Origin of the sequence: Chelatococcus composti (assembly GCF_014201415.1) — a bacterium.
In the GTDB taxonomy this organism is placed as follows: domain Bacteria; phylum Pseudomonadota; class Alphaproteobacteria; order Rhizobiales; family Beijerinckiaceae; genus Chelatococcus_A; species Chelatococcus_A composti.
In genome coordinates this window covers 12004-24376 of sequence record NZ_JACHEH010000007.1, presented here as the reverse complement: position 1 = coordinate 24376, position 12373 = coordinate 12004, and the positions used below count along the sequence as shown (strand labels likewise).

General features: G+C 67.9%; 17 protein-coding genes. 9 read left to right on the top strand and 8 right to left on the bottom strand.

Translation table 11 applies throughout. The features are described 5' to 3' along the window. Positions 1-3 precede the first annotated feature (3 nt). Entirely contained in the window at positions 4-792 is a 789-nt protein-coding gene (locus HNQ73_RS14705) for a YdcF family protein (RefSeq protein WP_183335644.1), read from the top strand. Between the two features lie 6 nt (positions 793-798). Here the strand turns inward: HNQ73_RS14705 and HNQ73_RS14700 are convergent, their stop codons facing one another. Together HNQ73_RS14700 and HNQ73_RS14695 are read right to left on the bottom strand one after the other, a co-directional pair. Further along, complete coding sequence (locus HNQ73_RS14700) at positions 799-1074, bottom strand: DUF3253 domain-containing protein (protein WP_183335643.1); 276 nt, start codon at positions 1072-1074, stop codon at positions 799-801. Between the two features lie 32 nt (positions 1075-1106). After that, entirely contained in the window at positions 1107-1805 is a 699-nt protein-coding gene (locus HNQ73_RS14695) for a DUF599 domain-containing protein (protein ID WP_183335642.1), read from the bottom strand. A gap of 145 nt (positions 1806-1950) precedes the next feature. On the opposite strand from HNQ73_RS14695, the gene HNQ73_RS14690 reads away from it, so the two are divergent. Then, positions 1951-2391, top strand: coding sequence for a rhodanese-like domain-containing protein (locus HNQ73_RS14690; protein WP_183335641.1), 441 nt, complete (start codon positions 1951-1953; stop codon positions 2389-2391). A gap of 33 nt (positions 2392-2424) precedes the next feature. Continuing rightward, positions 2425-2766: a DUF6665 family protein gene (locus HNQ73_RS14685; protein ID WP_244650231.1), complete on the top strand. Its 342-nt coding sequence runs from the start codon at positions 2425-2427 to the stop codon at positions 2764-2766. A gap of 75 nt (positions 2767-2841) precedes the next feature. Here HNQ73_RS14685 and rpsI read toward each other — a convergent pair whose 3' ends face one another. From rpsI to HNQ73_RS14670, 3 genes are all read right to left on the bottom strand, one after another. Beyond that, entirely contained in the window at positions 2842-3324 is a 483-nt protein-coding gene (gene rpsI / locus HNQ73_RS14680) for a 30S ribosomal protein S9 (protein WP_183335640.1), read from the bottom strand. Positions 3325-3326: 2 nt separating this feature from the next. After that, positions 3327-3791 carry a 50S ribosomal protein L13 gene (gene rplM, locus HNQ73_RS14675; protein ID WP_183335639.1) on the bottom strand — a complete coding sequence of 155 codons (465 nt, stop codon included), beginning with the start codon at positions 3789-3791 and terminating at the stop codon, positions 3327-3329. 202 nt (positions 3792-3993) lie between these two features. Continuing rightward, entirely contained in the window at positions 3994-4437 is a 444-nt protein-coding gene (locus HNQ73_RS14670; protein WP_183335638.1) for a PaaI family thioesterase, read from the bottom strand. Positions 4438-4563: 126 nt separating this feature from the next. Between HNQ73_RS14670 and HNQ73_RS14665 the strand changes: the two genes are divergently transcribed. The 5 genes from HNQ73_RS14665 (at position 4564) to HNQ73_RS14645 (ending at position 9316) form a co-directional block, all read left to right on the top strand. After that, the gene (locus tag HNQ73_RS14665; RefSeq protein WP_183335637.1) at positions 4564-5379 is read left to right on the top strand and encodes an enoyl-CoA hydratase; all 816 of its coding nucleotides are present in this window, start codon (positions 4564-4566) and stop codon (positions 5377-5379) included. Further along, complete coding sequence (locus HNQ73_RS14660; RefSeq protein ID WP_183335636.1) at positions 5376-5957, top strand: CoA-binding protein; 582 nt, start codon at positions 5376-5378, stop codon at positions 5955-5957. Before HNQ73_RS14665 ends, HNQ73_RS14660 begins: the two co-directional genes overlap by 4 nt. Before the next feature lie 221 nt (positions 5958-6178). Then, positions 6179-6628: a DUF1801 domain-containing protein gene (locus tag HNQ73_RS14655; protein WP_183335931.1), complete on the top strand. Its 450-nt coding sequence runs from the start codon at positions 6179-6181 to the stop codon at positions 6626-6628. 93 nt (positions 6629-6721) lie between these two features. Continuing rightward, on the top strand, positions 6722-8002 hold the full coding sequence (locus HNQ73_RS14650) for an O-acetylhomoserine aminocarboxypropyltransferase (RefSeq protein WP_183335635.1): 1281 nt from the start codon (positions 6722-6724) through the stop codon (positions 8000-8002). A 24-nt stretch (positions 8003-8026) separates the two neighbouring features. Continuing rightward, complete coding sequence (locus HNQ73_RS14645) at positions 8027-9316, top strand: O-acetylhomoserine aminocarboxypropyltransferase/cysteine synthase family protein (protein ID WP_183335634.1); 1290 nt, start codon at positions 8027-8029, stop codon at positions 9314-9316. Between the two features lie 14 nt (positions 9317-9330). Here the strand turns inward: HNQ73_RS14645 and HNQ73_RS14640 are convergent, their stop codons facing one another. Together HNQ73_RS14640 and HNQ73_RS14635 are read right to left on the bottom strand one after the other, a co-directional pair. Then, positions 9331-9480: a hypothetical protein gene (locus HNQ73_RS14640; RefSeq protein ID WP_183335633.1), complete on the bottom strand. Its 150-nt coding sequence runs from the start codon at positions 9478-9480 to the stop codon at positions 9331-9333. 266 nt (positions 9481-9746) lie between these two features. Next, positions 9747-10841, bottom strand: a complete 1095-nt coding sequence (locus HNQ73_RS14635) for a COX15/CtaA family protein (protein WP_183335632.1) — start codon at positions 10839-10841, stop codon at positions 9747-9749. A 131-nt stretch (positions 10842-10972) separates the two neighbouring features. Between HNQ73_RS14635 and HNQ73_RS14630 the strand changes: the two genes are divergently transcribed. Beyond that, entirely contained in the window at positions 10973-11188 is a 216-nt protein-coding gene (locus tag HNQ73_RS14630; protein WP_183335631.1) for a DUF2842 domain-containing protein, read from the top strand. A 21-nt stretch (positions 11189-11209) separates the two neighbouring features. On the opposite strand, the gene HNQ73_RS14625 is transcribed toward HNQ73_RS14630, so the two are convergent. Beyond that, a complete protein-coding gene (locus HNQ73_RS14625; RefSeq protein ID WP_183335630.1) occupies positions 11210-12265 on the bottom strand; it encodes a polysaccharide deacetylase family protein in 1056 nt (351 codons plus the stop codon). Between the last annotated feature and the right edge of the window lie 108 nt (positions 12266-12373).

Below are 12373 nucleotides of genomic sequence, written 5' to 3'. Positions count from 1 at the left end.
GCGATGTTCTTCTATCTCTCGAAAATCTTCTGGTTCTTTGCCACACCGAGCAACCTGCTGGCGGTGATCTCGCTCGCGGGGCTGGCGCTCCTGGTCTCGGGCCGGCACCGCCTCGGCCGCGCCATCGCCGCCGTCGGCATCCTCGGGATCCTGATCGTCGGCACCACGCCGCTCTCCCGCTTCTCGATGCGGCTGCTCGAGGACCGCTTTGCGCCCGTGCAGAGTCTTGATGACGGGTCCATCGCCGGTGTCATCGTGCTCGGCGGCGCCGTGGGCATGAAGCACGGCCAGGTCAAGTTCACCGATGCGGCCGCGCGCATGACGGCGGCGATGGAGCTCGCGCGCCGCCTGCCGGAGGCCCGCATCGTCTTCACCGGCGGCTCCGCCAGCCTCATGGACGAGGGATACACCGAGGCTGACGTGGCGCGGGCGCTGTTCACCTCGGTCGGCATGCGGGAGGAGAACGTCCTTTACGAGGACCGCTCCCGCAACACGCGGGAAAACGCGCTCTTTACCCGCGACCTGGTCGAGCCGCAGCCGGGCGAACGCTGGCTGCTCGTGACCTCGGCCTATCATATGCCGCGGGCCGTCGGCTGTTTCGAAGCCGTGGGCTTCAACGTCGTGCCCTACCCCGTGGACTTTCATGCCGATGGCAAGGCGAGCGACTTCTTTCGCCCCTTCTTCGCCGTCTCGGAGGGGCTGCGCCTTGCGGACCTCTCCACCAAGGAATGGATCGGCCTTCTCGCCTACCGCCTGATGGGCTACACGCAGCGGCTGCTGCCGGGCGCCTGAGCAGCCTCACTCCACATGCGGCAGGCCGATCCGGTAGATGCCGCGGAAGTCGTCGGGGTCGACCGGCTTGCCCTTGCGGTAGATGACGAGCCGCCCCTCGTGCGCGAGCGCGACGGCAATGCGCCGGATGGGCTGCATCAGCGGGCCCCAGGCATCCGGATGCGAACCCGCGTAGGCGCGAGCCACCTCGGTCGGGTCCAGCGTCTTTCCGGGCCCGCATCGGGCGGCGAGCGAGAGCATGAGGGCGGCGATCTGGTCGTCGCGGGTCGCGTCGGCTGTCATGCGTCCCTGCCTGCCCCTTCCTGCCGGGCGCGTCAATCGCGATGCTGCACATCGAGGGCCGCCCGCGCCTCGGACGCGAACTGGCGCCGCGCCATCACGAAAAGCACCGCGGCCGTCGTGAGGAAAAAGAGATAGGGGCTCAGGAACCAGCCGAGATAGGCGAGCGCGAAGAAGAAGGCGCGCTGGCCGCGGTTGAAGTGCCGCCCGGCGACCACCGCCATCTGCCCTGCCCGCGCCGCGGCCGCCCGCGCCTGGGCATCCGGCGCGTGGCCCTTCTCCACCATGGGCGTCGCGCCGATGAGGATGGCTGCGTAGTTGAACAGGCGGTAGGACCAGGAAAACTTGAAGAAGGCATAGCCGAAGATGGCGACGAGGCCGATGACCTTCAGCTCCCAGGCGAAACGCGTCGTCTCGATGCCGAGCGGCAGGTCGGCCACAAGGTTGAGCACCTCGTCCGTCGAGCGCAGCAGGGCGAGCGCGCCGCCGATGACGATGAGCGAGGTGGAGGCGAAGAAGGCGGTGCCGTTCTGCAGCGTCGCCATGATGGTCGTGTCGATGATGCGCAACTCGCGCTCGAGCATCCGCGCCATCCAGACGTGGCGATAGTTGTTCATCATCACGTTGAGACTCTGGTCGGCCCAGCGCGAGTGCTCAACGAGGATCTTGTAGCCGATCCAGGCCGCCAGGAAGAAGCCGAGGGCGATATAATCCGCCAGACTGAAAACCTCCACGCGTGCCCCCACATGATAACGACCAACCATGCTCATCGTGCCCGAGGGCTGGTGTGGGAACAATCGGTGCCGCGCACTCTCCCCAAGGAAGAGGCTGTCGCGCTAGCATGGCCGCGCCGGGCCCGGGCAAGGGAGGAACGAGACGATGCCGCAGAACATCACCACGGGTTACAAGCAGCTGCTCGCCGAGGCCGAGCGCACGATCGAAACCCTCGACGCGCCGGCTGCCATCGCCCTCCACGGTCGCGACGACGTAGTCTTCGTCGATCTGCGCGACCCGCGCGAGCTGGAGCGCGAGGGCACCATTCCGGGCGCCTTCCATTGCCCGCGCGGCATGCTGGAGTTCTGGATCGACCCGGAAAGCCCCTATCACAAGTCCGTCTTCTCGCAGGACAAGCGCTTCGTCTTCTTCTGCGCCGGCGGGTGGCGCTCGGCCCTCGGCGCGGCGACGGCTGCGCGGATGGGGCTGAAGCCCGTCGCCCATGTCGGCGGTGGCTTCGCCGCCTGGCGTGAGGCCGGCGGACCGACCGTGCGTGTCGAGCCGCGGGAGAAGCGGCCGGTCGCCGCAGGCGACGCCGCAAAGTGATCCGCCGATGAAGCTGTCCGGCCCGCTGCTCCCATGAGCCTGCGTCCCCCTCGCCTCTCCTCGCGCAACGACCCCGCCGGCATGGCCTATGACGCCCTGCAGCACGAGATGCTGCAGGAGAGCGCCTCGGCCCTCGGCCGGCTGGGACGGGCACTGGAGACAGCCCTCGCCGCCATCGAGGCCTTCGATGCGGGAAAAAACGTCGGCGCAGACCGCAAGCTGCTGGTACGGCAGGCCGGCACGGCGCTGTGGCACCTCGTGATCCAGCGCGAGGCCTGCGGCTTGCGCTGTGGCGCCCAGCTCTACCGCGACTACCGGGTGCCGCAGGAGGTGGTCAACGCCATGGGGATGGGGCCGCCGGCGAAGAGGCGATAGGATTCGCGCAGCCGGGCGCCAAAACAAAAGGGCGGCCCGGAGGCCGCCCTTTTGCCTGAAAGGCGGGATGCGTGATCAGCGCTTGGAGAACTGGAAGGAACGGCGGGCCTTGGCGCGGCCGTACTTCTTGCGCTCGACAACGCGGCTGTCGCGGGTGAGGAAGCCCTGCTTCTTCAGGATGCCGCGCAGCTCCGGCTCGTAGTAGGTCAGCGCCTTGGCGAGGCCGTGGCGCACCGCGCCGGCCTGGCCCGAGAGGCCGCCGCCGCTGACGTTGACCATGACGTCATACTGGCCGACGCGCTGCGTCAGCACCAGCGGCTGCTGCAGGATCATGCGCAGCACCGGACGGGCGAAGTACACATCAAGGTCGCGACCGTTGATGACGATCTTGCCCGAGCCGGGCTTGATCCACACGCGGGCGATGGCGTCCTTGCGCTTGCCGGTTGCGTAGGCGCGGCCGAGGCTGTCGAGCTTCTGCACGTGCACGGGCGCCTCGGGCGCGGCCTGCGGGGCGACCGCCTGGCCGAGATCGGAAAGGCTCTGGAGGGTCTCGGCCATGATCAGGCGCTCCTCACGTTCTTCGAATTGAGCGCGGCGACATTCAGCACCTCAGGCTGCTGGGCCTCGTGCGGGTGCTCCGAGCCGCGGTAGACGCGCAGGTTGCCGAGCTGCTTGCGGCCGAGCGGGCCGCGCGGGAGCATGCGCTCCACCGCCTTCTCGACGACGCGCTCGGGGAAGCGGCCCTCGAGGATGAACTTGGCGGTACGCGCCTTGATGCCACCCGGATAGCCGGTGTGGTGGTAGTACACCTTCTGCTCACGCTTGCGGCCGGTGAACACCACCTTGTCCGCGTTGATCACGATGACGTTGTCACCGCAGTCGACGTGAGGCGTGTAGGTGGGCTTGTGCTTGCCACGCAGGCGCATGGCCACGATCGAGGCGAGGCGGCCGACGACGAGGCCCTTCGCATCGATGAGCACCCACTTCTTCTCGACGTCGGCCGGCTTTGCCGAATAGGTCTTCATGGGTCTCTTCCGAGATGAAGCGGAGACCTTGCGGCCCCGCGGGAACACTGCAACGGCGCCGCACAGGGCAGCGCCGCTCAAGGTGGGCGTGCTCTACATGAGGCGCGCGCCTTCGTCAAGCGCATCCGCGCGAAGAAGGCACAAACAAATCAAGAAAAAACAATGACTTATCAATAGCGGTATCATGATACCGCACTTTTCTTCACCGCGGCGGGATGGAATAGGTTCCGGTGGCGTGGGCGACGGGCTCCCCCTCACCGTCCGAGAAGATCGTGACCTCCCCCACGGCCAGGCGCTTGCCGAGCTTGAGCAGGCGGCACTCGGCCAGCAGATCGCGCGGCGCCGGCTTGCGCAGGAAGTTGAAGGAGAGGTTCGTGGTCACGGCAAGGCCGACGGGACCGATGGCGCCGAGGATGGCGACGTAGAGCGCAAGGTCGGCCAGGGTCATGATGGTCGGCCCTGACACCGTGCCGCCCGGGCGGATGTGGCGCTCGTCGCAGGCGCAGCGCAGGCGCGCCGACATCGGCCCCACCGCCTCGATGCTGTAGACGCGCCCGCCGGCGTGGATCTGGGGAAATTCCCTGTCGAGGAACGCCTCCAGCTCGGCCACGCTCATCACCGGCTGCAGATCTGCCCATGCCGCCATGCGCGCATCCCCCCTTCCCGTTTCCTGGATCTCCTCCATATTGCTCACGTTGCAGCATGCCGTGACGCCGCGACAATGGGCAGATCGGCAAACCGGCCTTCGGCGCCCGCGCCTGGCGAGGATTGCATGACGAGCGAGACGACCACCGAGAGCCCCGTGCTCCTTGTTGAGGAGCCGGAAGAGGGCATCGCGCTCCTCACGCTCAACCGGCCGAAGGCGCGCAACAGCCTGAGCGAAGCCCTGATGGCGGCCATCAGCAATGCGCTGGACGGCATCGTCGGCAGGCAGGACGTGCGTGCCGTCGTGATCGCCGCGGCCGGCCCGGTCTTCTCTGCCGGGCACGATCTCAAGGAGATGACCGCGCACCGCGCGGACCCGGACCGGGGACGCGCCTACTTCACCGAGGTGCTCGCCACCTGCTCGGCCATGATGGAACGCATCGTGCGCCTGCCGCAGCCGGTGATCGCCGCCGTCGAGGGCGTCGCCACTGCGGCCGGCTGCCAGCTCGTGGCGAGCTGCGACCTCGCGGTTGCTGGGGCTGCGGCGCGCTTCTGCACGCCGGGCGTGCACATCGGCCTCTTCTGCTCGACGCCGATGGTGGCTCTGTCGCGAAACCTCTCGCGCAAGCATGCCATGGAGATGCTGCTGACGGGCGAGATGGTCGGCGCGGAGGACGCGGCGCGCTTCGGCCTCGTCAACCGCGTGGTCCCGGAGGGCGAGGCGCTTGCGGCGGCGCTCGCCCTGGCGCGGACGATAGCCGCCAAGTCGCCGCTGACGCTCAGGATCGGCAAGCGCGCCTTCTACGAGCAGCTCGAGATGGGGTTGACCGAGGCCTACAGGTACGCGAGCGCCGTGATGGTGGAGAACATGCTGGCGCGCGATGCCGAGGAGGGCATCGGCGCCTTCATCGAGAAACGCGAACCGAACTGGCAGGGCCGATGATCCCCAACGCCCCCTCTTCCGCCCAGGCCGCGGCGACCGGACCGGTGGACCACAACAACTACCCGGATGCCTATATCCGCGACATCCTGAAGAGCGTGAAGACCATCGCGCTCGTCGGCGCCTCGGCCAATCCCGCCCGGCCGAGCTACATCGTCATGAAGTATCTCCTCGAGCGCGGCTACGACGTCATTCCCGTCAATCCTGGCCTCGCCGGCCAGACCCTGCTCGGCAAGACTGTCTATGGCCGGCTCGCGGACATTCCCCACCCGGTCGACATGGTGGAGATCTTCCGCAATTCCGAGGCCGCCGGCCCGGTGACGGACGAGGCCCTCGCCCTCTCGCCGCTGCCCAGGGTCATCTGGATGCAGCTTTCCGTGCGCAACGACGAGGCGGCGGCGCGGGCCGAGGCGCGGGGCGTCAAGGTGGTGATGAACCGCTGCCCGAAGATCGAATACGGCCGCCTGTCCGGCGAGATCGGCTGGCAGGGCATCAACTCGCGCATCATCTCGGCCAGGAAGCCGGCGATGGCCGACAGGGGCTTCCAGAAGCGCACAATCTTCAAGCCGGGCGAGAGCTGAGCCGTTCGTTCCATCGAACAGCAGATTGGCATCGTTCGTCCGGCGCTCTCTTGCCGGGCCGATCTTCGCCGCTATCATCAGACTGCCCAAGCTTGGCGCCAGGATTGCAAGAGCGCGAGGGTTTCTTCGCGCCAGCCGCATCCATGCCTCCCCCGCAGTTCGGGCGCATCCATGTCGCGCATGGCACGCGAGACCGCCGCACATCCGCAACAGGTGAACGGATGACGAAACCCTCGACAGACAAGGCGAAGCAGGAAGTGGCACGCCCTGGCGGGGTCGTCCTCCTCGCGGGCGGCAATCCGCAGATCCCGAAGGGCCATGGCGATGCGCCCGTCCAGGCCTACATATCGGCCATGCCGGGCTGGAAGCAGGCCCTCGGCCGCCGTCTTGACACGCTCGTCACGGAGTCGGTTCCCGGCATCACAAAGGCCGTGAAGTGGAACTCGCCCTTCTACGGCATTGAGGGACAAGGCTGGTTCCTGAGCTTTCGCTGCTTCACGAAATACGTGAAAGTGACATTTTTCCGCGGCGCCGCGCTCGCTCCGCTCCCGCCCGGCCCGTCGAAGCACGAAAACGTTCGCTATCTCGATATCCGGGAAGGCGAACTCGACGAAGAACAGTTCGTGGACTGGGTACTGCAGGCCAGCCGCCTGCCCGGCGCGCACATCTGAGCCCCTGACACGCCCTTCCGTCGTTGACGGCAACGGGCGCGTTCGTTATTACGAACGAACGCCTTTTATAGCGAATGCCGGAGGAGATGTTCCATGGCCGACCGTGTGCCCGGGTTCAATACGCTTGCCATCCACGCCGGTGCCCAGCCCGATCCGGCAACGGGCGCGCGCGCGACGCCGATCTACCAGACGACGTCCTTCGTCTTCGACGATGTCGACCACGCCGCCTCGCTCTTCGGCCTGCAGGCCTTCGGCAACATCTACACGCGCATAGGCAACCCCACCTGCGCCGTGCTCGAGGAGCGCGTGGCGGCGCTCGAGGGCGGCACGGCGGCCCTCGCCGTCGCCTCCGGCCATGCGGCCGAGTTCCTCACCTTCCACGCCCTGCTGCAACCGGGCGACGAGTTCATCGCCTCGAAGAAGCTCTACGGCGGCTCGATCAACCAGTTCAATCATTCCTACAAGAGCTTCGGCTGGAACGTTGTGTGGGCCGATCCCGACGACCTGTCGTCGTTCGAGAAGGCGCTGACGCCGAAGACCAAGGCGATCTTCGTGGAGTCGATCGCCAATCCGGGCGGCGTCATCGTCGATATCGCCGCCATCTCGGCCATCGCCAAGCGGGCCAACATCCCGCTCATCGTCGACAACACGATGGCGACGCCCTACCTGTGGCGCCCGATCGAGCACGGGGCCGACATCGTCATCCACTCGGCCACCAAGTTCCTCGGCGGCCACGGCAACTCCATCGGCGGCATCATCGTTGACGCCGGCACCTTCAACTGGGTCGGCGACGAGCGCTATCCGCTGCTGTCGAAGCCGCGGCCGGAATACGGCGGCATGGTGCTGGGCGAGACCTTCGGCAACTTCGCCTTCGCCATCGCCACGCGCGTGCTCGGCCTGCGCGACCTCGGCCCGGCCCTGTCGCCCTTCAACGCCTTCCTTATCCTGACCGGAATCGAGACGTTGCCCCTGCGCATGCAGCGCGTCTCCGACTCGGCGCTCGTCGTGGCCAAGCACCTCGCCTCGCATCCGGCCGTGGCGTGGGTCAGCTATCCCGGCCTCGAGGGCGACCGCTACCACTCGCTCGCCAAGCGCTACTGCCCGAAGGGTGCCGGCGCGGTCTTCACCTTCGGCCTCAAGGGCGGCTACGAGGCCGGCGTCAAGCTCGTCTCGAAGCTGCAGCTCTTCTCCCACCTTGCCAACATCGGCGACACGCGCTCGCTCGTCATCCACCCGGCCTCGACCACCCATCGCCAGCTCACCGACGAGCAGAAGGTGGCGGCCGGCGCCGGGCCGGACGTGGTGCGCCTCTCCATCGGCCTCGAGGACCCGGCGGACCTCATAGCCGATCTCGACCAGGCCCTTGCGGCCTGAGACCGCCGTCGCGGAGCGTGAACCATGAGCGAGTGTAGGAAGACGGGCTTTGCCACACGGGCCGTGCATGCGGGCGCGGCCCCGGACCCGGCGACGGGCGCCCGTACCACGCCGATCTATCTGACGAACGGCTTCGTCTTTGACGACCCCGACGAGGCGGCCGATATCTTCGCCCTGCGCAAGACGGGCTTCTCCTACTCGCGCGGCAGCAACCCGACGACAGCCGCCCTGGAGCGGCGTGTCGCGGATCTGGAAGGCGGCACCATGGCCGTCGCCATCGGCTCTGGCCAGGCGGCGCTGCTCGTCATCCTGCTCACGCTCATGGAAAGTGGCGACGAATATGTCGCCGCCAGCCGCCTCTTCGGCGGCTCGCTCGGTCTCATGCGGCGCCTCGAGCAGCGCCACGGCCTCAAGGCCCGCTTCGTCGACCCGACCGATGTCGGGAGCATCGCCGCGGCCGTGACGGAGAAGACCAAGGCCATCGTCGTCGAATCCATCGTCAATCCCTGCGGCAGCGTGGTGGATCTCGAGGCGATCTCTGCCATCGCGAAGCGCCACAAGGTGCCACTCGTCGTCGACAACACGCTGGCGAGCCCCTACCTCATCCGCCCGTTCGAGCACGGGGCCGACATCGTCTTCCATTCAACGTCGAAGTTCCTCGGCGGCCACGGCCAGGTCATCGGCGGCATCATCGTCGACGGCGGCAGCTTCGACTGGACGGGCGATGCGCGCTACCCGCTCGTCTCGGCCCCCTGGGGGGACTATGAGAACATCGTGCTGGCGCAAGCATTCCCGAAGAGCGCCTTTGCGGTGGCGGCCCGGCTCTACGGCCTGCGCGACCTCGGCCCGGGCATCTCGCCGGCCAATGCCTTCCTGACGCTGACGGGCATCGAGACGTTGCCCCTGCGGATGGCGCGCCACTGCGCCAACGCCAGGGCCGTGGCGCAGCATCTCGCCGCCCACTCGGGCGTGGAATGGGTGAGCTATCCCTCCATTGAGGGCCACCCCGGCAAGGTGCTGGCCGACCGTTATTGTCCGGAGGGGGCCGGCTCGGTCTTCACGGTGGCGCTCAAGGGCGGGGACGAGGTGGCAACGCGCTTCATCGCCTCGCTCAAGCTCTTCTCGCACATCGCCAATATCGGCGAGACGCGCTCCCTCGCCATCCACCCGGCGACGACGACGCACCGCAACATGCCGCCTGAGGACCGCGCCAGGGCGGGCGTCGCCGGCAACGTGGTGCGGCTTTCAATCGGGCTCGAGGACGTGGCCGATCTCATCGCCGACATCGACCAGGCGCTGGCGGCGGCGGCGTAAGCCGCCCCTGCCCTTCAGCAGTGATAGCCAAAATCGATGGGCCGCGTGCGGCGGCCCGTCCCCGGCACGGACACGAGGGCCGGACGCGGCTGGAAGATGCCGAGTGCCGAGGCGATCTGCCGGCCCGTGCGCCGGCGCGCAGCATCTTCCGCAAGCTCCGCCATGCAGATGCATGAAGCAGCGATCCCAGGCCACCAACCTGCGTGGAAGATCGTCACCATGCCTGCCATCGCCGTGCCCTCCATCAGCTCCGGCCGCTGCCTGCCGAACCGAACCTTAACGCAGCTTAAGCCTGAGCGCGACAGCCGGTCGCGGATGTGCGCCGGCGCACGACTCATCCGTTTGGACTAGCGCGCGCTGCGTCGGCCGGCAGCTAACGGAGCGAAGCTTGCGCCAGGCCTGCCGGCCCAGCGGGAGAGGGAAAGGTATGTCAGGCCCTGGCCGGTGCCGCCAGCGGCGCCGGGGCACGCAGCCGGCGCCGGTGATGGACGCAGGCACCCAGCAGCAGGACAGCGACGCCCTGGTGCAGCAGGGCCGCCTCCAGCGGCACGACGAGCAACAAGGTGGTGATGCCGATGGCCGCCTGGACGAGAACGAGCGCCGCAAGCAGCCCGGCCCGGTGCGCGGTGGCGCTGCCCGGCATGCTGCGCATGGCATCGACCGCGTGCAGGACGGCGAGCAGCAGGAGCACATAGGCCCCGAGCCGGTGGTTGAACTGCACCAGGGCGATGCTCTCGACGAAATTCTCGGCCCACGGCGTGATGGGAAAGAGCGTCTGCGCGGAGGGCACGAGGCGCCCGTCCATAAGCGGCCATGTGTTGTAGGAGAGCCCTGCGTCGAGCCCGGCGACGATGGCGCCGAGCGCGATCTGCACCATCGTGACAACGATCAGCAGCGAGGCGGTGGCCCTGATGCGCGCCGGCGCATTCTCGGCCGTGAAGCGGCCGAGCCCTGTGGCCACCCAGACGAGCGCGCTGAAGATGCCGCAGGCGATGAGCATGTGCAGCATGAGCTTGACCGGGGCGACCGCCGTCATGCCCGGCTTGAGTCCGGAGGCGACCATGATCCAGCCGACGGTGGCCTGCAGTCCCCCTGCGGCGCCGATGGCGACGATGGTGAAGAACAGGCGCCCGCGCACCTGCCCGCGCCAGGCGAAATAGATGAGCGGCAGGAAGAAGGCGAGCCCAATGAAGCGGCCGAGCTGGCGGTGCCCCCACTCCCACAGGTAGATCGACTTGAACTCGTCGAGGGTCATGCCCTTGTTGACGAGCTCATACTGCGGAATCTGGCGGTAGAGATCGAACTCCCGCTGCCATGCCTCCTCGCTCATCGGCAGGAGTGCGCCCGTGACCGGCTTCCACTCGGTGATCGACAGCCCGGAATCCGTGAGGCGCGTCGCGCCACCGACGAGGATCATGGTGAGCACGAGACCTGCCAGAAGCCACAGCCATGCCCGGACCGGCGCCGTACGGCGCGGCTCCTCCCGATCGTCCTGGGAAACGGCAACGGAAACGGCACTGTTCATGGCGGACGAACTGACCTTGCTGCGGCGGCAGGGCCCCTTGCGGCCCCGATCGATCCGGGAGACATAGGACTTTCGAGGCGGCGGCACAACGAGCCGCACCGCCGCACCCGGGAACACCATCAGGAGCCCACATGCAACGGCGTACACGCAAGCTCGTCGGCACCATCGCCATGCTGGTCTTCGTCTGCGTCTATGCCCTCGTCGTCATGGCGCTCGCGCAGGCCGGACTGCCCGAGATGCCGAAAAGCGTCGAGCTGCTGTTCTACGCCGCCGTCGGCATCGGCTGGGTCATCCCGCTGATGCCGCTCGTGTGGTGGATGGAGCGGAAGGACAAAAGCGAGGCCTGAGAATCCCTTGCGCCGGGTTGTTCAGCCGACGTTGAGCCTGCGTCCCCGGTTCCACAGCAGGAAGGGCACCCCCGACAGCAGTGCCCGCGCCGCTGTCTTCGTCTGGTAGAGACCATTGAGCGACACCCGGGGCAGCGCCGTGAGATGCCTGGCGTGTTCGGGGAAGAGATGGCCCGGGCGCGTCGTGACGGCGGTTGCGAAGCCGGCCTCGCGGGCGATGGCGAACTCCCGCGGTCCGGCGGATGTCGGATCGCCGACGGGATAGGCGAAATGCCGCACCGGGCGGCCGATGCGCTCGGCGATGATGGCCCGCGAACGCTCGATCTCCTCTCTCGCGCGCGTCGCGTCGTGCTTCGCCAGCATGGGATGGGTCAGGGTATGGGCGCCGATGGTCACGCCCGGCACGCGCGCCAGTGCCGCGATCTCATCCCAGTCGAGGCAGAGCTCCTCGACGAGGGCGCGAGAGTTGACGCCCGCCTGCCCGGCAAGGCTGGCGATGACGGAGAGCAGCCGCTCCTCCGGCCCGCTCCGCAGTGCCCAGTAGAGCCCGTCGAAGGCCGCCTGCTTCTCGGCATCTGTCCGGGCCGGATGGGAGAAGGCGAAGCCGCCCTCCATCACTGCCACCTGATCGAGCCGGCGGACGGCCTCCTCGAGCTCCAGCCACCACAGGCGCGCCGTACGGTCAGCGAAGCCGGTGGTGACGAAGACCGTCCAGGGCGCGCCGTGCCTTTCGAGGACGGGCTGCGCATGGACGACATTGTCGCGGTAGCCGTCGTCGAAGGTCAGCGCCAGGAACGGCGCCGTGTCGGGGCGCGGGTCCGCCAGCCGCTGCGGCACCTCGTCGAGCGGCACGAAGACGAAGCCCAGCTCCGCGGCAAGTGTCAGCACCTCGTCGAGGAAGGCGGGCGTCACTTCCAGCAGCGCGTTGGGCGCGAAGCCGCGGCCGGCATCCGGGCGCACATGGTGCAGCATCAGGATCGCCCCCCTGCCCCGCGCCACCCCGGCCAGCCAGCGGTCCGCCCGCGTCAGGCCGATGGCCTGCATTCCGGCGCGGATGATTGTATTGCGTAGATTCATGCTTCCTTGGCCGTTTCCTTGCTATGAGGAGCGCGGCACTGCCCACGCACCGGCGTGGATGCGGAAGGCCGCGCCATATTGGAACAGGTACTTGCAGGAATGGGTGCG

Coding starts and splice junctions, on each gene's coding strand:
- HNQ73_RS14635 (WP_183335632.1), bottom strand. CDS start 10,841: ATGAACAGTGCCGTTTCCGTTGCCGTTTCCCAGGACGATCGGGAGGAG.
- rplM (WP_183335639.1), bottom strand. CDS start 3,791: ATGAAGACCTATTCGGCAAAGCCGGCCGACGTCGAGAAGAAGTGGGTG.
- HNQ73_RS14705 (WP_183335644.1), top strand. CDS start 4: ATGTTCTTCTATCTCTCGAAAATCTTCTGGTTCTTTGCCACACCGAGC.
- HNQ73_RS14645 (WP_183335634.1), top strand. CDS start 8,027: ATGAGCGAGTGTAGGAAGACGGGCTTTGCCACACGGGCCGTGCATGCG.
- HNQ73_RS14650 (WP_183335635.1), top strand. CDS start 6,722: ATGGCCGACCGTGTGCCCGGGTTCAATACGCTTGCCATCCACGCCGGT.
- HNQ73_RS14665 (WP_183335637.1), top strand. CDS start 4,564: ATGACGAGCGAGACGACCACCGAGAGCCCCGTGCTCCTTGTTGAGGAG.
- HNQ73_RS14630 (WP_183335631.1), top strand. CDS start 10,973: ATGCAACGGCGTACACGCAAGCTCGTCGGCACCATCGCCATGCTGGTC.
- HNQ73_RS14685 (WP_244650231.1), top strand. CDS start 2,425: ATGAGCCTGCGTCCCCCTCGCCTCTCCTCGCGCAACGACCCCGCCGGC.
- HNQ73_RS14700 (WP_183335643.1), bottom strand. CDS start 1,074: ATGACAGCCGACGCGACCCGCGACGACCAGATCGCCGCCCTCATGCTC.
- rpsI (WP_183335640.1), bottom strand. CDS start 3,324: ATGGCCGAGACCCTCCAGAGCCTTTCCGATCTCGGCCAGGCGGTCGCC.
- HNQ73_RS14655 (WP_183335931.1), top strand. CDS start 6,179: ATGACGAAACCCTCGACAGACAAGGCGAAGCAGGAAGTGGCACGCCCT.
- HNQ73_RS14660 (WP_183335636.1), top strand. CDS start 5,376: ATGATCCCCAACGCCCCCTCTTCCGCCCAGGCCGCGGCGACCGGACCG.
- HNQ73_RS14670 (WP_183335638.1), bottom strand. CDS start 4,437: ATGGCGGCATGGGCAGATCTGCAGCCGGTGATGAGCGTGGCCGAGCTG.
- HNQ73_RS14625 (WP_183335630.1), bottom strand. CDS start 12,265: ATGAATCTACGCAATACAATCATCCGCGCCGGAATGCAGGCCATCGGC.
- HNQ73_RS14640 (WP_183335633.1), bottom strand. CDS start 9,480: ATGGCGGAGCTTGCGGAAGATGCTGCGCGCCGGCGCACGGGCCGGCAG.
- HNQ73_RS14690 (WP_183335641.1), top strand. CDS start 1,951: ATGCCGCAGAACATCACCACGGGTTACAAGCAGCTGCTCGCCGAGGCC.